At 59.3% G+C, this 18,817-nt stretch carries 15 protein-coding genes; 8 read left to right on the top strand and 7 right to left on the bottom strand.

The features are described from left to right. Positions 1 to 70 precede the first annotated feature (70 nt). Complete coding sequence (locus ACWICV_RS04600; RefSeq protein WP_332594676.1) at positions 71 to 1,333, bottom strand: MFS transporter; 1,263 nt, start codon at positions 1,331 to 1,333, stop codon at positions 71 to 73. After that, on the bottom strand, positions 1,330 to 2,292 hold the full coding sequence (locus ACWICV_RS04605) for a proteasome assembly chaperone family protein (RefSeq protein ID WP_332485992.1): 963 nt from the start codon (positions 2,290 to 2,292) through the stop codon (positions 1,330 to 1,332). The genes ACWICV_RS04600 and ACWICV_RS04605 overlap by 4 nt, the downstream gene beginning before the upstream one ends. A 254-nt stretch (positions 2,293 to 2,546) precedes the next feature. Between ACWICV_RS04605 and ACWICV_RS04610 the strand changes: the two genes are divergently transcribed. From ACWICV_RS04610 to ACWICV_RS04625, 4 genes are all read left to right on the top strand, one after another. After that, a complete protein-coding gene (locus ACWICV_RS04610; RefSeq protein WP_105656772.1) occupies positions 2,547 to 4,061 on the top strand; it encodes a leucyl aminopeptidase in 1,515 nt (504 codons plus the stop codon). A 283-nt stretch (positions 4,062 to 4,344) separates the two neighbouring features. Continuing rightward, entirely contained in the window at positions 4,345 to 5,724 is a 1,380-nt protein-coding gene (lpdA, locus tag ACWICV_RS04615) for a dihydrolipoyl dehydrogenase (protein ID WP_454090674.1), read from the top strand. 117 nt (positions 5,725 to 5,841) lie between these two features. Next, complete coding sequence (gene sucB / locus ACWICV_RS04620; RefSeq protein WP_402470847.1) at positions 5,842 to 7,587, top strand: 2-oxoglutarate dehydrogenase, E2 component, dihydrolipoamide succinyltransferase; 1,746 nt, start codon at positions 5,842 to 5,844, stop codon at positions 7,585 to 7,587. 111 nt (positions 7,588 to 7,698) lie between these two features. Further along, positions 7,699 to 8,049: a hypothetical protein gene (locus ACWICV_RS04625; protein WP_105656775.1), complete on the top strand. Its 351-nt coding sequence runs from the start codon at positions 7,699 to 7,701 to the stop codon at positions 8,047 to 8,049. Positions 8,050 to 8,127: 78 nt separating this feature from the next. Here ACWICV_RS04625 and ACWICV_RS04630 read toward each other — a convergent pair whose 3' ends face one another. Next, entirely contained in the window at positions 8,128 to 9,672 is a 1,545-nt protein-coding gene (locus ACWICV_RS04630; protein WP_454132754.1) for a serine/threonine-protein kinase, read from the bottom strand. A gap of 45 nt (positions 9,673 to 9,717) precedes the next feature. Here ACWICV_RS04630 and lipB point away from each other — a divergent pair, with 45 nt between their 5' ends. The 3 genes from lipB (at position 9,718) to ACWICV_RS04645 (ending at position 12,341) form a co-directional block, all read left to right on the top strand. Continuing rightward, positions 9,718 to 10,392: a lipoyl(octanoyl) transferase LipB gene (gene lipB / locus ACWICV_RS04635; protein ID WP_286134117.1), complete on the top strand. Its 675-nt coding sequence runs from the start codon at positions 9,718 to 9,720 to the stop codon at positions 10,390 to 10,392. A 34-nt stretch (positions 10,393 to 10,426) separates the two neighbouring features. Further along, complete coding sequence (lipA, locus tag ACWICV_RS04640) at positions 10,427 to 11,425, top strand: lipoyl synthase (protein ID WP_105656778.1); 999 nt, start codon at positions 10,427 to 10,429, stop codon at positions 11,423 to 11,425. A 166-nt stretch (positions 11,426 to 11,591) separates the two neighbouring features. Further along, on the top strand, positions 11,592 to 12,341 hold the full coding sequence (locus tag ACWICV_RS04645) for a DUF4191 domain-containing protein (protein WP_105656779.1): 750 nt from the start codon (positions 11,592 to 11,594) through the stop codon (positions 12,339 to 12,341). A 70-nt stretch (positions 12,342 to 12,411) separates the two neighbouring features. Here ACWICV_RS04645 and ACWICV_RS04650 read toward each other — a convergent pair whose 3' ends face one another. Further along, on the bottom strand, positions 12,412 to 12,849 hold the full coding sequence (locus ACWICV_RS04650) for an RDD family protein (RefSeq protein ID WP_400288256.1): 438 nt from the start codon (positions 12,847 to 12,849) through the stop codon (positions 12,412 to 12,414). Positions 12,850 to 13,123: 274 nt separating this feature from the next. Here ACWICV_RS04650 and glnA point away from each other — a divergent pair, with 274 nt between their 5' ends. Beyond that, entirely contained in the window at positions 13,124 to 14,548 is a 1,425-nt protein-coding gene (glnA, locus tag ACWICV_RS04655; protein ID WP_400288257.1) for a type I glutamate--ammonia ligase, read from the top strand. Positions 14,549 to 14,710: 162 nt separating this feature from the next. Here the strand turns inward: glnA and ACWICV_RS04660 are convergent, their stop codons facing one another. From ACWICV_RS04660 to ACWICV_RS04670, 3 genes are all read right to left on the bottom strand, one after another. Then, positions 14,711 to 15,181 (bottom strand): nucleoside deaminase, encoded by a 471-nt coding sequence (locus tag ACWICV_RS04660; RefSeq protein ID WP_454090672.1) that lies wholly within the window; start codon positions 15,179 to 15,181, stop codon positions 14,711 to 14,713. A gap of 105 nt (positions 15,182 to 15,286) precedes the next feature. Next, on the bottom strand, positions 15,287 to 15,769 hold the full coding sequence (locus tag ACWICV_RS04665; RefSeq protein WP_454090671.1) for a DUF1990 family protein: 483 nt from the start codon (positions 15,767 to 15,769) through the stop codon (positions 15,287 to 15,289). 8 nt (positions 15,770 to 15,777) lie between these two features. Then, positions 15,778 to 18,804, bottom strand: coding sequence for a bifunctional [glutamine synthetase] adenylyltransferase/[glutamine synthetase]-adenylyl-L-tyrosine phosphorylase (locus ACWICV_RS04670; protein ID WP_454090670.1), 3,027 nt, complete (start codon positions 18,802 to 18,804; stop codon positions 15,778 to 15,780). Positions 18,805 to 18,817: the final 13 nt, after the last annotated feature.

The raw sequence follows: 18,817 nt of genomic DNA on the forward strand, positions 1-18,817 counted from the left end.
CGCTGCGCTTGGCGCATGAGGTCAGAGGCTGCGAGCTGTGGAGAACCTTTCGGATCGCCCCGGTGCGGGCTTACTGCTCGGCGAGGAAGCGGCGTGCCTTGCGGCGTTCAACGACCATGAACACCATACCGAGCAATGCCATGGCGAACTGGACTGACAGGGCCACGCGGAAGGCCTGAAGATTGTAGAGCTCGCCCACCGAGCCGTTGGCCTTATACAGCATGTCCATGATGAATCCGATGACGTAGATCGTGACAAAGGCACCTATGAACCCGCCGGTGTTCACCAGGCCGGTGGCCGTTCCCAGCACCTGCGGCGGGTTGAACGTTCGGGCGAAGTCGAAGCCGATTACGGAGGCCGGGCCACCGGCGGCAATGGCGATCATCAATAGCACCAGAATCCATAGCGGGGCCTGCCCTGGCCAGAGTAGGACGACTGCCCACATCACCAGGATTGAGCCGACAATGCCCAGGGCAAAGTTGGAACGCTGGCTGGCATGGCGCGAGGTCAGGGCGCCGAGGATCGGTCCCACCACGATAGAAACGACAACGAACACCGCCATCAAGCCCGATGCCAGCGCACCGTCTATGCCCTGGCCTTCGACAAGGAAAGGATAGCCCCAGGTCATCATGAAGGTGTTGATCATGAATGCCGTGGAGAAGTGGGTCCAGAACCCCAAACGGGTTCCTGGCTGTTTCCAGGCCCGGGCGATCCGCGAGCCGGTCTCCTGCTCCCCCTGGCCGGACCCTTCCCAGGTCCTGCCATTGCGCACGAAAGCGATCGTGGTGATGAAGGTGGCAAAAGCGAAACCGGACATGACCGAGAACGCCGCGGACCAGCCGACGCCCAGCAAGATCATATGGAAAGGAAAGAGGCTGATGAGCTGGCCGAGCTGGCCGAAGGTACCGGTGAGCTGGGTCAGCACCGGGATTCGCGAGCCGGAGAACCATAGGGGCAACAGCTTGAGCACCGATACGAAGACCATCGCATCGCCCATGCCAACCATGACGCGCCCGGCCAACCCCATGGGGACGTTGACTGAAATCGCAAGGAACGCTTGACCTGCGGCCATCAGCAGGGCGCCGCAGGTAATCAGGATGCGCGGACCGAATTTATCCAGCAGCAGCCCTACGGGCACCTGCGCGCCGGCATAGACAACCAGCTGCACGACGGAGAAGGTCGCCAAAATCTGCGCGCTGGCATCAAATCGTTCGGTGGCTTGGATGCCAGCGACGCCGAAGCTGGTGCGCTGCGAAATTGCAGAAATGTAGGCAAGAATTGCGAAGCCGAAGACAACCCACGACTTTGGTGAATTCAGATGGGCCTGGCTCACTGGTCGTGATCACCTGGCAACGGTTCGATGTGACCGTTTTTCAACCAATCTTCAGTGTTCTCAATGGCCGCAAGGAAATGCTCGGCGCTGGCGCCCAATTCCTCGGCATCCGCCATCTGCTCGTCTTCATCCAGCAACAGCGAGCGCGGTTCATGCTCTTTGGCATGCGCATCGAACCGTTCTTCGAATCCGTCGACCATTTGGCGAACATCGCTATTGGTTTCAAGCTGTTCGGCTAGCTGCTGGTCGACCAGTCGACCTGCCTCACGCAGCTTGTCCGTTGGCAAAGCCAGCTTCAGTGCCGCTCCTACGTATTCCAGCGTCGCAACGGCAACGGCCGGGTACTCGGATTCGGCGAGGTAGTGCGGGGTGTGCAGGGAGTATCCCACGACATCACGGCCAGCTTCGCTCAGGCGAATTTCGAGCAGCGAGGCCAGACCTGCTGGCGATTCCACCGTAGGGCTCCACGTCGAGATGTTCTCGATCAGATCCTTGCGGTTTCCATGTGCGGTAACGCCTACCGGGCGGGTATGCGGCACCGGCATCGGCAACGATGCGGTCCCCACAACCAGCGATACGTTGAAGGCTTCAATGAAAGAATGCAGTTCCGCGATCACGCGTTCCCACTTCAAGTCGGGTTCTACACCGGTGAGGAACCAGAACTTGCGGTCCATCTCATCGGTCATCAGGTAGATCTCCATGCGTGGAGCCTGGTATCCAGCGAAGTGGTCACCCAAGAAAGAGACCCTCGGGCGCTGGGAGGTGTAGGCGATCAGCTCATCGGCGTCGAAAGTGGCGAAGAGCTCCGAGTCGAGGCGTCCGAAAAGCTCGTTGGAGACCTGCGAATGGTTATGCCCGGCATCGCTGATGCTCTTCAGCGAGACGAACATGCCAAGACCTTGAAGGCGCGAGTCATCCAAGTCGTCTGCGACCAGCGTCATCAACGATTCCTTGGACATTTTCTCCTCATTCAGGGTCGGCATCCGGCAAAGCGGGAGCGGCAACCATCGGCTGGGACTGCACTTCAAGTACAGATCAATGGTCCATCTTATCGCTACTTGGCTTTCGCTCGCTGTGAAGTAACGCACGATGACGCGGAACCTCGGATAACCTTGGGGTAGGAGACGCACAGCCCGCCGGCATGACCTGTTCCGGAAAACCACAGGGGCTGTCGCAACCTTAGACCCTACAAAGGCATAGAAGGAATGATTTTGTGATCAACTCCAGTGATCTCACTTTGAGCGCCATTGGCGCCGACATCAAGCGCAAGAGCGCTGACACCCTCATCCTGGGTGTACTCAAGAACGGCGAAAAGGTGTCCATCGCGGCATCCCCATTCACCGCCGAAACCACCACTTCCCTGGAGCAGTCGCTTTCAGCTTTGGGCGTTGCCGGGAAGGCCGACGAAATCACCGCGCTGCCAGGCGTAGACGGTGCCAAGACCAAGACCTTGCAGTTCATCGGCCTGGGCGTTGACGAGCTAGCTGATCTGACCGAGGAGAAGCTGCGCCGTGCCGCCGGTTCGGCTGCCCGCCAGCTGAGCAACGCCAAGAGCGCCATTTTCGCCCTGCCTGCTGACAGCGTGGAGCGCGTGGCCGCCATCGCAGAAGGCATCGCGCTGGGCAGCTACCGCTACGAGAACCACCGTTCGAAGAAGAGCGAGAAGCCGGTACTGGCCGAAGCCCAGATCGTCACCTCGGTAGCGACGTCCAAGGACCTGCCAGCAGTACTCAAGCGCGCTGCCATCCTGGGCCGCGCAGTACGCGGCACCCGCGATCTAATCAACGCCCCAGCCAACGTGCTGTACCCGGAGTCCTTCGCCGCAGCAGTGAAGGACCACTCCAAGTCCCTGCCGCTGAAGGTCACCATTTTCGACGAGAAGCGCCTTGCCAAGGACGGCTTCGGCGGCCTGATCGGTGTTGGCGGCGGTTCGGTTCGCCAGCCGCGCATGGTCAAGATCGAATACGCGCCGTCGAAGGCCGCCAAGCACATCGCCTTGATCGGCAAGGGCATTACCTTCGACACCGGTGGCACCTCGCTGAAGCCTGCTGCCGGCATGCACGCCATGAAGTCCGACATGTCCGGTGCCGCCGCGGTCTTCCAGACCGTTGCCGCAGTCGCCGAGCTTGGCCTGAATGTCAAGGTCACTGCATGGCTGTGCCTGGCAGAAAACATGCCTGGCGGCGCCTCGACCCGTCCGGGCGATGTGCTGACCATGTTCGGCGGCAAGACCGTTGAAGTGCTCAATACCGACGCCGAAGGCCGCTTGGTCATGGCCGATGGCCTGGCAGCTGCCAGCTTGGAGAAGCCGGATGTCATGATCGACATCGCTACGCTGACCGGCGCGCAGATGCTGGCCCTGGGCCTGCGCACCGCAGGTGTCATGGGCGACAAGCAGGTCGCCAGCGACTTGGTTGCCGTCTCGGACAAGGTGGGCGAATTGGCTTGGGCCATGCCGCTTCCGGAGGAGCTGCGCCCGTCCATCGAGTCGCAGGTTGCCGATCTGGCGAACATCGGTGAGCGCATGGGCGGCATGATGACTGCCGCCGTGTTCCTCGAAGAGTTTGTCGGTGAAGTGGACGGCAAGAAGATCCCTTGGGCCCACATCGACTTCGCTGGTCCTGCGTTCAACGAAGGCAGCGCCTGGGGCTACACTCCGAAGAACGGCACCGGCTCCCAGGTACGCACCCTGGTTGCCTACGCAGAGCAGCTCGCTGCAGCAAACTAGCCGCAGCAACGCAGGACTAATGGCAGTTCCTGTGTCCTGGAACTCATCCCGGTATCGCCGGAACTATCTGCACGATGCCGGGATGAGTTTAAAAATAAGAGACATACCTGACTTTTAATGCCCCGAAGGTGACTGCAACCATTGGACGGTACTAAGGTAAGTTTTGAAACATCACCGTGGATTAATGGTGCGCGCCCGCATGTGTCACGCTCCAGGAAGTCCACACCCGATCCCCTGGTCGGCCTAAGCCGGCCTCACTAAGCGAATACGAGGGAGCGTTCACGTGGCCGATTCGGCAGCAACGCAAGAATTTGATGTCCTCATCCTCGGCGGCGGATCCGCTGGATACTCGGCAGCATTGCGCGCCATCCAGCTGGGCTACACCGTTGGATTGATCGAGAAGGAAAAGCTGGGCGGCACCTGCCTGCACACCGGCTGCATCCCAACCAAGGCTTACCTGCACGCAGCAGAGCTGGCCGAGAACGCTCGCGAGGGTGCCAAGTTCGGCATCAACTCCTCGCTGGAGTCGATCGACCTGGCTGGCGTGCGCAAGTACAAGGAAGACATTGTTGCTGGAAAGCACAAGGGTCTCCAGGGCTTGCTGAAGATGAAGAAGGTCAACGTTATCACCGGTAACGGCCGACTGGTCTCCCAGGATTCCATCGATGTTGATGGCACCGTCTACAAGGGCAAGTACATCATCCTGGCTACCGGCTCCTCCTCCAAGACCATGGGTCTGGAAATCGGCGGCCGCGTACTGACCAGCACCGAAGCACTGAACATGGAAGACCTGCCAAAGAGCGCCATCGTGCTCGGCGGCGGCGTCATCGGTGTCGAGTTCGCTTCCGTATGGAAGTCTTTCGGCGTCGACGTCACCATCGTCGAGGGCCTGCCTTCGCTGGTTCCGAACGAGGACCCAGCCATCATCAAGAACCTGGAGCGCGCTTTCAAGAAGCGCGGCATCAAGTTCAACACCGGCGTCTTCTTCGAGAAGGTCGAGCAGGATGCTAACGGCGCCAAGGTCTCCCTGGCTGACGGCAAGGTCCTGGAAGCAGAGATCGTTCTGGTTGCAGTAGGTCGCGGTCCGGTAACCGAGGGCCTCGGCTTCGAAGAGCAGGGCATCACCATTGACCGCGGCTTCGTGATCACCGATGAGCGCCTGCACACCGGCGTTGGCAACATCTACGCAATCGGCGACATCGTTCCAGGCGTACAGCTTGCACACCGCGGTTACCAGCATGGCCGCTTCGTAGCCGAGGAAATCCACGGCATGAAGCCAACCATCGTCGAGGACATCAACATCCCGAAGGTGACTTTCTGCGAGCCAGAGATCGCTTCCGTGGGCTACTCCGAGCCGAAGGCCAAGGAGAAGTTCGGTGCCGACCAGATTGAAACCACCGAGTACAACTTGGCTGGCAATGGCAAGTCCTCGATCCTGGGCACCAGCGGCATCATCAAGATGGTTCGCGTCAAGAACGGCCCAATCGTTGGCGTTCACGGCATCGGCGGCCGCATTGGCGAGCAGATCGGTGAAGCCCAGCTGATCGTGAACTGGGAAGCTTACCCAGAGGACGTATCGCAGCTGATCCACGCACACCCAACCCAGAACGAGTCCCTGGGCGAAGCCGCAATGGCTTTGGCCGGCGCCCCGCTGCACGGTTAATCACGCTTTGGTCATACAGGCAGCGCGTTAGTTCAACGCGCTGCCTGTATGCACTAGGCTCGGAGGCAACGCCTCCCACCACTTTTCAAGCTTTATAAAACAAGGAGATACGGGACGATGTCTGAAACCGTAAACCTACCCGCACTGGGTGAAAGCGTTACCGAAGGTACGGTAACCCGCTGGCTGAAGCAGGTCGGCGACCGTGTAGAGGTAGACGAGCCGTTGGTGGAAGTTTCCACCGACAAGGTTGACACTGAAGTTCCTTCGCCGGTTGCCGGCATCATCGAGGAAATCTTCGTAGCCGAAGACGAGGACGCTGAAGTTGGCGCCCCACTGGTTCGCATTGGCGATGGCTCCGGCGCTGACGAAGCTGCACCAGCAGCTCCGGCCGCTGAAGAAGCACCTGCCGAACCAGCCGCTGAAGAAGCACCAGCAGCACCTGCAGCCGAAGAAGCACCAGCAGCACCTGCAGCCGAAGAAGCTCCAGCAGCTGCACCAGCCGCCGGCGCTGCTTCAGGCACCGAAGTGACCCTTCCAGCTCTGGGCGAGTCGGTTACCGAAGGTACCGTCACCCGCTGGCTGAAGGAAGTTGGCGAGGAAGTCTCCGTCGACGAGCCACTGCTTGAGGTTTCCACCGACAAGGTTGACACCGAAGTTCCTTCCCCCGTTGCAGGTACCCTGCTGGAAATTCGCGTTCCAGAAGATGAGACCGCTGAAGTTGGCGCTGTTCTGGCTGTTATCGGTGCAGCTGGCGCTGCTCCAGCTGCCGCCCCAGCCAAGGAAGAAGCACCAGCTGCTGCTCCGGCTCCTGCAAAGGAAGAGGCTCCGGCCGCTCCGGCTCCCGCTAAGGAAGAAGCACCTGCCGCTCCGGCTGCTCCCGCTCCTGCAAAGGAAGAGGCACCGGCTGCTGAGGCAACCAATGAGTCCGGCTACGTCACCCCCCTGGTCCGCCGCTTGGCTAACCAGCACAGCATCGACATTGCTTCGGTGAAGGGTACCGGCGTTGGCGGTCGCATCCGCAAGCAGGATGTCCTGGACGCTGTTGCCGCCCAGGAAGCTGCTGCACCAGCCGCTGCACCAGCTGCCGCCCCTGCCCCTGCCGCCGCGAAGCCAGCTGCTCCTGCAGTCGAGGTTTCCTCGCTGCGCGGCACCGAGGAGAAGGCTCCACGTATCCGCCAGGTCATCGCTCGCCGCATGCGCGAATCCCTGGACGTATCGACTCAGCTGACCCAGGTCCACGAGATCGATATGACCCGCATCGTGAAGCTGCGTGCTTCGGCAAAGGCCAACTTCAAGGCCACCAACGGCGTGAACCTCACTTACTTGCCATTCATCGCCAAGGCTGTTGCCGAGGGCCTGAAGGCACACCCTAAGTTGAACGCCGAGTACAACGAAGAGACCCAGAAGATCACCTACCACAATGCCGAGCACTTGGCATTCGCAGTCGACACCGACAAGGGCCTGCTGGTTCCTGTTGTATCGAACGCTGGCGATCTGAACCTGGCTGGCATGGCTTCGCGTATCGCTGATGTTGCTGCACGCACCCGCAGCAACAAGATCGGTCCGGATGAGCTCTCCGGTGGCACCTTCTCGATCACCAACATCGGTTCGGTTGGCGCACTGTTCGACACCCCGATCATCAACCAGCCACAGGTAGCAATCCTGGGCACCGGTGCGATCGTGAAGCGTCCAATGGTCGTTACCGACGCAGAGGGCAACGATTCGATTGCCATCCGCCACATGATGTACCTGTGCCTGACCTACGATCACCGTCTGGTAGACGGTGCCGATGCAGGCCGCTTCCTGCAGACCGTCAAGGCTCGCCTTGAAGGCGGCGCTTTCGAAGGCGAACTGGGACTGTAAAGATACAGCTTTCGCTTTCGCAGCCTAGGTGGATAATCGCCCCTGTCGTTGATTCGACAGGGGCGATTCTGCGTTTTCTACGATCAGTCGAAAATAGATTAGGCTAGTATCATGACTATTCTTCTTTCAATCCTGATTTTCGTGCATATCTTGGGTGCAGCAGCTATCTTCGGCGGCTGGCTTGCTAATTTCAAGACTCCAACCGTCTCCGTATGGCAGTGGTATGGCGCTATCGTTCAGGTCGTAACGGGTCTGGCCATGGTCGGTATTCTCGAGGCTGGCGACGGTTCGCCAAACCACATGAAGATTGGAATCAAGTCGCTGATTGCAATCATTATCTTGGTGGCAGCGTTCCTTGGCCGGAAGAAGATGAAGAACGGCGAGGAAGTTCCTACGGGGATCGCTCACGCCGTGGGTGGCATGGCCTTGATCAACATCGCCATCGCGGTACTCTGGAACTAATCAGCATTAGCATTGACGGCGGGAGCCGCAACCATCAGCTTGGAGCAAGCTGTGGTTGCACCTCCCGCCGTTTCGCTTTTAACGGCGCAATACCTTGCCAATTTTCCAGCGCTCGTCTTCCAGCACTAGTTCCACTTCGATGCGTTGCGGCTGCGCGGCCTGGACGGCGTGAACCGTGGCTCCGCGGGCATCCACGTAGCGGTATTCCTCTTGGCTAGAAGTGGCAGCAAGAATGACAGAGTCCCCCTGCCCACGCGCCGATACCGTGACGTCCGTGAGTCTCGTGCGCAATCCCGCAAATTCCAAACCCATTTTCCGAAGCTGATCGATTGTTTCGAGATCTCGTTGCAGCTGCTCCGCTCCTGAAGTGTAGAGCCCCTTGAGCTTCTCCCCCGCCAGCTGCCCCATCGCTTCATCGCGCTCTCTTGAAAGCGCGAGGAATGCAGAGATCACGGTGTCCCGATTCAAGGCACAAGCTGGAACGTGCGCCCCGTCTTCAATTCTGCAGCTTTGCTCTGCTGACGGTACTGCCGTAGCCGCAGTCGTTTCGGTGGCCACAGCCGCACGGAAATGATTGACGCCCACGAGGCTCCCGATAATAACCAACGAGCCCAGTGCTGCGGCACCGGCCAATTTCACGGCCCCGGGGGTCCGGCGCAATCGATGGCTATGCCAGGAGTCATCGCGGCTGGGGCTTCGCTGCCTGCTTGCGGTATCGGCCTGGCGCTTGAAGCGCTTGTGCGCAGCATTCTGTTCCGCGGATGGATGGATGGTCTCCATCAGATGAGTAGCTTCTGGAGCTACATGCCCTTCCCAGCTGATGGGCTCTGCCGGACAGCTTGCGAACAACGTTCGAGCAAACTGATCTGCGGTCGGTCGTGCTTGCGGATCTGGATTCAGCGAATCGATCAAGAGTTCATGAATGATCGAAGGGATTCCGGGGAACATCACGCTTGCCGGTGGACGCATCAGTTCCTCTTCGGGAATCCGTCCGGATAGGAGAAACCACAAGCAGGCGCCCAGCGAAAACACGTCCTGCTCTCCAACTTGGCTTTCCCGTACCCCGGCCTGCATTTCAGGGGCCATGAATCCTGGCGTACCGGAGCCGGTGAGCGCCTGCCGTGCTGAAGCTGATTCCTGGAAGTCAATGATCTTCGGCATTCCCTTGGCAGTGAGCAATATATTGGCCGGCGATAAGTCTCCATGGCGTTGGCCCTGCGCATGCATCACCGAAAGTGTCTGCGCGATGGGTGCCAGCGCGGTCACGCACTCCCCCAGGCCAAAGGCGCTTCGACTTGCCACAAGATCAGCCACGCTGCCACCGGGGCAATATTCCATAACCAGCCCCTCGCCCAATTGTGTCGACAGGGTTCCGTAGAAATCAACGACATATTTCCTTGACTGCGTTACCTGCTCTTGGCGAAGCGAAATGATGTTTTCCATAGTCAGGCTAAGTTTTAGCGTGAGGTACAACTGGTCGCTTTCCCTCCGGATCAGCCAAACTTTACACGGTGACTTGGAACTTAGCGGCCTTACCGTGACATGCCCGGGGCTTGTCGGCCACGCTAGAACATTCGTAGAATCATCCATGACTCCGTTGTAACCCAGAATCGTAAATTGCAAGCTGGATATCCACAGATGGGTTCGACGGCTCTGAATTAGCGACCGATCGTTCAAGAGCGTAGGCTAGCCGTCATGGCGATCGAATTCGAACGAGTCGGACTAGGCTCAAAATTTGTGCCCTACATGGAAGCTTGGGATTACCAAATCCAACTGCATGATGCGGTAGCCGCGGACACGCAAACCCCAAAAGTCCTGTTCCTGGAGCACGAAGCGGTTTACACCGCAGGCAAGCGAACTGAACCTGAAGATCTCCCGATGGACGGGACCCCCGTGGTGGATGTGGATCGCGGTGGAAAGTTGACCTGGCATGGCCCGGGACAGCTCATTGGCTACCCCATCGTCAAGCTACGCAAGATCAGCGCAATCCGACTTTACGTGGAGACCTTGGAAGAAGCCCTGATTAACGTGGTCAGCGAGCTAGGCATTCCGACGGCCCAGATCAAGGGCCGCTCCGGGGTCTGGGTACCGGGCAAAGATGGCGCTCAGGACCGCAAAATCGCAGCCATTGGAATCCGCATCAACCACGGTGTCACCATGCACGGTTTCGCATTGAACTGCTCGAACGCGCTTTCCGCCTACGAACAGATCATCCCCTGCGGCATCTCCGATGCAGGTGTCACCACCATTTCCGAAGAACTCGGCCGTACCGTCACCCCCGAAGACGTCGTTGACCGCGTACAAACCGAAATAGAGCGTCTGCTCACCCCTCAAGTCGTCTAGACAGTCACGCCCTCACCAAAGAAAGAGCTGTTTAATGAGCGTCGAACCAGAAGGCCGCCGTATGCTGCGCGTAGAAAAGCGCAACGCTGCCGTACCTGTGGAGCGTAAGCCAGAATGGATCAAGGCCAAGTTGAGCATTGGCCCTGAATACGTTGGCCTGAAAAATCTCGTACAGAGCGAAGGCTTGCATACGGTCTGCGAAGAAGCAGGCTGCCCGAACATCTTCGAGTGCTGGGAAGACCGCGAGGCTTCCTTCCTGATCGGCGGTTCAGAGTGCACCCGCCGTTGCGACTTCTGCCAGATCGCCACCGGCAAGCCCTTGGCAATTGACCGCTCAGAGCCATTCAAGGTCGCCATGAGCGTGAAGAAGATGGATCTGCGCTACGCCACCGTAACCGGCGTCGCCCGTGATGACCTCGAAGACGAGGGCACCTGGCTGTATGCCGAGACTGTGCGGCAGATCCACAAGATGAATCCAAGCACCGGCGTAGAGCTGCTGATCCCCGATTTCAGCGGCAAGCCGGAGAACCTGGATACCATCTGCGATTCGGAGCCAGAAGTCTACGCCCACAACGTAGAGACTGTGCCTCGCCTGTTCAAGCGCATCCGCCCGGCTTTCCGTTACGAGCGTTCCATGGATGTGATCACCCATGGCCGCAAGCGTGGCTTGATCACCAAGTCCAACCTGATTCTGGGTATGGGCGAAACTCGAGAAGAAATTTCCGAGGCCATGCGTGATCTCCATGAGGCAGGCTGCGATCTGCTGACTTTGACCCAGTACCTGCGCCCAACCGACCTGCATCTGCCAGTCGACCGCTGGGTCACCCCGCAGGAGTTCCTGGAGCTTCAGCAAGAAGCCGAAGAACTCGGCTTTGCCGGAGTCATGGCTGGGCCGCTGGTCCGTTCTTCCTACCGCGCTGGCCGCCTGTGGGCCGGCGCCATGCGCAAGAAGGGCCGCGAAATTCCAGAGGCATTGGCACATATCGAGTCCTCGGGCAACACGCGCCAGGAAGCAGCTTCGCTGATCAAGTAGCTCGGTCCAGTGGACCCCACGGCTAAGGCCCCGGAACTCCTGATGGAATCCATCGAGGGTTCCGGGGCTTTCCCACTGCCCGTCCATGGGCAATTCAGCTGAAAATGCCGTGTTCGATCCGGCTCGGCTTAGAACTATCAACTTCATCGCGTAGAATTAAGGCACTATGGCCAAAAACTCCGACAACGACGCAGCCGCGCCTAAGCGTGGCTTGTTTTCGCGTAAACCAAAAGCTGAGAAGAAGAACAAAGAACCGGGCCGCCTGAAGCAAATTGGCCAGGTCTTCCAGATGACTCGCCGCAATGACCCGATGGTCGTGTGGTGGATGGCATTGGCAGCCTTGGCCGTCATTGCTGTCTGCTTGGTCATCGGCTTCTTGATCAAAAACTGGATCACGATGTTGATCATCGCAATCCCGCTGGCGCTCCTTGCTGCAATGTTCGTGATGTCCCGCCGCGCAGAGAAAGCTGCGTTCTCGCAGCTTGAGGGCCGTCCTGGCGCTGCCGGCGCCGCCATGAGCGTGCTGCGTCGCGGCTGGATCCTGAAGCAGGAACCAGTTGCCTACAACCGCCACCAGGATCTGGTGTTCCTCGGCATCGGTCGCCCGGGCATCGTCCTGGTCACTGAGGGACCAAAGAGCCGGGTTCGTGAGCTTGCCTCTTCCGAGCGCAAGCGCATCGCCCGCGTTCTGCCGAACGTTCCCGTGCACATCATCAACGCTGGTTCCGAAGAAGGCCAGACTCCGTTGGCTGAAGTCGGCAAGGCAATGAAGAAGCTTCCAAAGTCGATTACGAAGCTGGAAGTCAGCGCAATCGACAAGCGCTTGAGCACGTTGACCGCGAATCGTCTGCCTATCCCCAAGGGCGTAGACCCGAACCGCGTCCGTCCAAACCGCCGCGCTACGCGCGGACGCTAAAGACAACTACTAAAGAAGCCGCAACTGGAATTTCTAGTTGCGGCTTCTTTCTTGCTGTCCGGATCTATTGCTAGGAGATATTCACCAGGATGGTCTTAGGCAAACGATCATGCAGTCCACGCTGGTCCTTGTCGGTGACGAAGGCCGGAATAGCCAGGCAAAGCAGCAAGGAACGAATCAGGCCTTGCAACGGCTTGATTGCGGTTCCATCCAGCGACTGCACCTGCATTCCAAAGGTACGGTGCCCAATCGTGTGCCCGGTGAATCCGACACCGATGATCTGCCCGGCGCAGAACAGGCTCAATGTTGCCAGATCGTGGCTGTCAAACAGCCACCAGCTCAGCAACATCGAGAGCCCCCAGTCCAAGAGCAGTGCACCGACCCGTCGCGGGAATCTGGCAATTGAGCCGGGGCCCTTCTCGGGGCGCCCCATATCCTGCCCGGGCCATTGTTGCGTATTATGCTGCGGCGGCCCTTCAAGCCACGAGCTGAAGTCTTTTCTTTCCACCAATACAGTCTATCCAGCGATTCTGTGCGCCAGTTAGAACGCGATAACCAGGTAGCAAGTATGCAAGTCAGATTGTTACAGCAGGCAATCAGCGCAGATCAGCGCGATACGACACGCCCGGATTCTCCGCTTGTAACAGGTTGGAAACAATAGAGACACCATTCAGAAATGGATTATAGGTAAGCTTGATACGTAAGCAAGAGGACCAGCCGGATCATTCCGGCTACCGGTTCCGTTTACCAAACCTTATATCTCACCAGGGAGTCACCTGCACATGTTTACCAGTCCAGAAGAAGTCTTGGCATATATTGCCGAAGAGGACATCAAGTTCGTCGATATCCGTTTCACCGACCTACCAGGTGTACAGCAGCACTTCAACGTGCCTGCCAAGTCCGTGGATGCCGACTTCTTCGTCAACGGCCAGCTCTTCGATGGTTCTTCCATCCGCGGCTTCGCCGGCATCTCTGATTCCGACATGCAGCTGATCCCGGACGTCACCACCGGCTTCATCGATCCCTTCCGCCTGGAAAAGACCCTAGCCTTCAACTTCTCGATCATCAACCCACGCACCGGTGAGCCTTACCACCGCGACCCACGTGGCGTTGCCGAACGCGCCGAGGCTTACCTGGAATCGACCGGTATCGCTGACACCGCGTTCTTCGCCCCAGAAGCAGAATTCTTCATCTTCGAAGACGTTCGCTACGAATCCAAGCCACAGGGCGCGTTCTACTCGATCGATTCCGACGAGGCACCTTGGAACACCGGCCGCAAGGAAGAAGGCGGCAACCAGGGTTACAAGACCCCGTACAAGGGCGGCTACTTCCCAGTTGCACCGACTGACAAGCAGGCTGACCTGCGCGACGCGATCTGCGTCGAGCTGGACAAGGCTGGCCTTGAGGTTGAGCGCAGCCACCACGAGGTGGGCGCTGCCGGCCAGGCAGAAATCAACTACAAGTTCAACACCATGGTCCACTCCGCTGATGAACTGATGCTCTTCAAGTACATCGTGAAGAACGTCGCTGACGCGTGGGGCAAGTCCGCAACCTTCATGCCAAAGCCAGTCTTCGGCGACAACGGCTCGGGCATGCACGTGCACCAGTCGCTGTGGTCCAACGGCGAACCGCTGTTCTACGACGAAAAGGGCTACGCTGGCCTGTCCGATACCGCACGCTGGTACATCGGCGGCCTGCTGAAGCACGCAGACGCCGTGCTCGCGTTCACCAACCCAACCGTGAACTCCTACCGCCGCCTGGTCAAGGGCTACGAAGCTCCAGTGAACATGGTCTACTCGCAGGGCAACCGCTCTGCCGGTATCCGTATCCCTATCACCGGTTCGAACCCTAAGGCGAAGCGTATCGAGTTCCGCGCTCCGGATGCTTCCTCGAACCCATACCTGGCGTTCGCAGCCCAGCTGATGGCTGGCCTGGACGGCATCAAGAACCGCATTGAACCTGCAGAGCCAATCGACAAGGACCTCTACGAGCTTCCTGCCGAAGAGGCCAAGGAAATCCAGCGCGCACCTGAAAGCCTCGAAGAGGCGCTCAAGGCCCTGGAAGCTGATCACGAGTTCCTGCTCGAAGGCGGCGTCTTCACCGAAGACCTGATCCAGACTTGGGTTGAGTACAAGCGTGAAAACGAAATCAAGCCATTGAGCCTGCGCCCGAACCCATACGAGTTCGAGCTCTACTACGGTTGCTAATCAGCTGACGGGGCATCGCCCCGTGTAGTTTGCAGAGGAGTCCGCACAAAGCGCAAGAACTATGTTCTAGCACTTGTGCGGACTCCTCTGTTTAAGCATCAGTGCGGGCCCGCACATTGGCGGCCATCGCGCTCAGGGCAAGTGCCGCCCCGATAACAAGTACTAGTATTCCTGCTTGTCGCTCTTTGCTTCCCAAAGCTCAAATGCCCTGAGCGCACCGGAATCTTCAACCTTGGTAAACGGAATTTTCCGCTCGCTCATGGGAAGCTCAAGCTCCTTGTAGATGAAATCATCATCGAAGCCGATCTTCGCGGCTTCCTCGCGCGTATTCGCGTAGTAGACATGCTTGAAGCGGGACCAATAGATGGCACCCAGGCACATGGGACATGGCTCGCAGCTGGTGTAGAGCTCGCATTGCGACAGATCGAAGGTTCCCAGTGCTTGTCCCGCTGCGCGGATGGCATTGATTTCGGCGTGCGCCGTTGGATCCTGGCTACCCACCACCGAGTTGTAGCCAGCGGAAACGACTTTTCCGTCAAGGACTACCACCGCGCCAAATGGTCCGCTGTCATTGGATTCCAGGGCCAGCAAGGACTGATCAATGGCAGCCTGCAGCATCTTTGGGTCCAGCATTTTCGAAGCTCCCCTGCACTCATTATTCGCGTAGAGATTACAATCCCCACCCTAGTCCCCCGCATCCTGTTCCGGCGGGAAGCGCAGGAAATTGCCGGTTGCGGACTAAGGTTTCAGCGCACGAAGGTAACGCTGACGTGTCACCCACTGCGCCAGGAGCAGCACCTTGAAGACTCGACGCCAAGCAGGCACATCAGAAGGTTCCGTGACCGACCTGATCAGCAGGAAAACTTGCTCGTCCGCGCGTTCAAGAATGAAAGCTTCCACACCCTGAACCGGATGCCCCGGCAGCGTCCGGTAGGAAAACCCTACCCAATCACTTTCCGCAATGACGTCAACTACCTCCACAGGTTCATGGATGCGCAACGGTCCGACACCGATGGTGATCAAGGGTTGCTGGCCCACGGCGACCGGCAACTGCGGCTGGAGCCTGAACCCGCTGCGTGTCTTGACTTCCCAACGGAGCAAAGCAACGCACGCATCGTTCCACAGGGCTGCTCCCCCGCCCAGCAGCACGCGGCGTTGCCATGGCATGGATGAAGCAGCCAGCGGGCTCCAGGAACGTTCCAGCAGCGTTTCAACGGCCACCGCGGTTCCTAGTCCTCAAAGCCGTAGAACAGCAGTTCAAAGATGCCACGCGCGTGCCGGGTTGCACGCAAGTAGTCTTCTTCGAGTTCCACGCCAAAGTGCGGCTCATAGCCGCACCACCGAGCCACGGCTTCCATATCGCGCGCCGAACTCGGCAAGACATCGCTGGAACGTCCGGACGTGATGATTTCAGCACTGCGAATCTGCGTAGCCAGCCGCCAAGCAATCGCCAGCAGTTCGCTATCGTCTTGCGCAATGAGCTCCAATTTCGCCAGCTCTTCCAACGCCTGGAGCGTCGAGGTGGTGCGCAGGGATTCGTGCTTCCAGGCGTATTGCAACTGGTAGAACTGCACCAGCCATTCAATGTCCGAGAGCGAGCCTCGTCCCAGTTTCAGGTGGCGGTTGGGGTCGGCACCTCGCGGGAGCCGTTCGGATTCAACGCGGGCCTTGATCTTGCGGATATCCCGGATCTCCGACTCGTCCAGTCCCTTGCCGTAGCGCACCGGCCTAATCAATTCCATGAAATCTTCAGCCAACTGGTCATCGCCGGCAAACGAGCGTGCACGCTGCAACGCCTGGCGTTCCCAGATTTCCACCCATCGCTGGTAATAGGTGGCGTAGGCGTCGAGAGAACGGACCAGCATTCCCTGGCGGCCCTCGGGGCGCAGATCCGAATCCACTTTCAATTTCACTTCAGCTGGAATGGCCGGTTTCAACGGTTTGGCGGTCCACGACACCAGGTCGGTAACTACCCGAAGCGCTTGTTCTTGAGCAGCTTGGGCCGTGGCGCCAGGAACCGGGCGCTGCACGAACAGGACGTCCGCATCAGAGCCGTAACCGATTTCCCGACCGCCTTGGCGGCCCATGGCAATGACCGAGACGACAGCATGTTCCCCGTGCTTGGCCTGGTCAGCAGCCAAGAGGACCTTCAGCACCCCGTCAACCATGGCGGCGTCGATGTTCGAGAGTGCTACGCCAACTTCCTCAACGGTCAGCAGGCCAGCGCCGTCGGCAAGCGCGACACGCAAGAATTCGCGGCGGCGCACCATGCGGATCATGCGGATGGCAGCTTCTGGCTGCTTCGTGCGATGGATGATCGAGGTGTTCTGCTGCAGCAGGTTCTCGAATGTCTGCGGCGTCAAGGAGGCGTCGGAGCCCAGCCAAGCGGCCGCCGCCGGCTCGTTGGCCAGCAGGTCGGTCAGGAAGCGCGTATTGGAGAGCAAGTGGCTCAGCCGTTCAGCGGCAGCGTTGGTATCGCGCAGCATGCCGAGGAACCAATGGGACTTGCCCAGTGCTTCGCTGAGCCGGCGGAAGCCCAGCAATCCAGCATCCGGGTCAACCCCGCGGGCAAACCAGTCCAGGAGTACCGGCAGCAATTGCCGTTGCAATGACGCACTGCGCGAGACCCCACCGGTCAGGGCTTCAATGTGCCGCATCGCCGCCTTCGGGTCGAGATAGCCCAGGGCGCGCAAGCGGGCTTGCGCCGATTCGGCGGTGAGCTTGACGTCATCGGCCGAGAGGTTGGAACTACTGACCAGGAGCGGACGGTAGAAAATACGCTCGTGCAGCGAACGCACCATGCGCTTGGTTTCATTCCAGCGGCGCATCAGCTTCTCCGGGCTGCTGAGCTGCAGGTCTCCAGCACCACGGATCGATCGTGCAAGCACGCGCTGGGCGCTTTCTGCCCGGGGCATCAAGTGGGTACGGCGCAATTGGCTGAGCTGTATCCGGTGCTCCAGCAAGCGCAGGAAACGGTATGAGTCATCGAAATTCGTCGCATCATCACGGCCGATGTAGCCGATATCGCTCATCGCTTGGATGGCCAGGGTGGTGGTTGGCACCTGGATGGCGGGGTCGACTCGACCATGGACGAGTTGGAGCAGCTGGACGGTGAATTCGACATCGCGCAGCCCACCGGGGCCCAGCTTGATTTGCCACGCAACATCTTGCTTGTCGATGTTGTCGCTGACGCGTCGGCGCATGGCCTGGACGGATTCAACGAAGCCCTCACGCTCGGAACTGGACCACACCATTGGCGAAACCATCCGCTCATAAGAGCGTCCCAGTTCCTTGTCGCCGGCAATCGCGCGGGCCTTGAGCAGGGCTTGGAATTCCCATGAATGGGCCCACCGGCGGTAATACGCTTCATGGGATGAGAGCGTACGGGTCAAGGCCCCGTCCTTGCCCTCGGGGCGAAGATTCGCATCCACTTCCCAGAGCATCGGCTCAGGGCCAGAGACCATCAGTGCACGTGCCGTGTTCCCGCAGATCACCGTCGCGATCGCGGCCGCCAGATCGTCATCGATTCCCAGCGTGGAATCGTGGACGTAAATGACATCGACGTCCGAAATATAGTTCAGTTCACGTGCACCGCACTTGCCCATGCCAATGATGGTGATCTTAACCCGATCAACGTCGCCAGCATCATATTGTTCGGCGGCTTCGGCCCGGGCAATGGCCAATGCCCCCTCCAACGCGGCACCAGCCATGTCGGCCAGTTCGGCGGCGACCAGGGGCAGAATGCGTTGAGGCTGGGTGGAACCCAAGTCCCGGTGGGCCAGCGAGAGCAATGCCTTGCGGTAGGCGGTGCGCAAGCGCTGACGCGCTTCAGCACCGGTGCAGGAAGAGACCCAGTGCCCGCCGTCTGATTGCTTGGCCTCGATCGATGCCAGCAAGTCCTCGACCAGCTGTTCCGCGGGCACGGGGACGAATTCACCGGGTGGGGCGTGGCGGACGATCTCCAGCGCCTCGGGACAACGCATGAGGAACTCCCCGAGCGCAGAAGAGCTGCCCAGAAGCCTGACGAGCCCTTGGCAGCTATCGGGCTCCAGGAAGATATCGATGACTTCCGGGTGCCGATCTACCAACCGCAGGGCCAGCAGCAGTGCCTGGTCCGGATCTGGCGCATGCGCCATCTTGCTCACGATCAGGCTGGGATCAATCCGGGACAGTTCCTCGGCCTGAAGGAATTTCTTGGCCCTTTCGATGTCGCTGAAGCCAGCGTTGAGCAATGCTCGCGAGGGTACTTCCGGCATGGTGTCTCGTGTT

This window comes from Glutamicibacter sp. NPDC055354 (genome assembly GCF_053644955.1).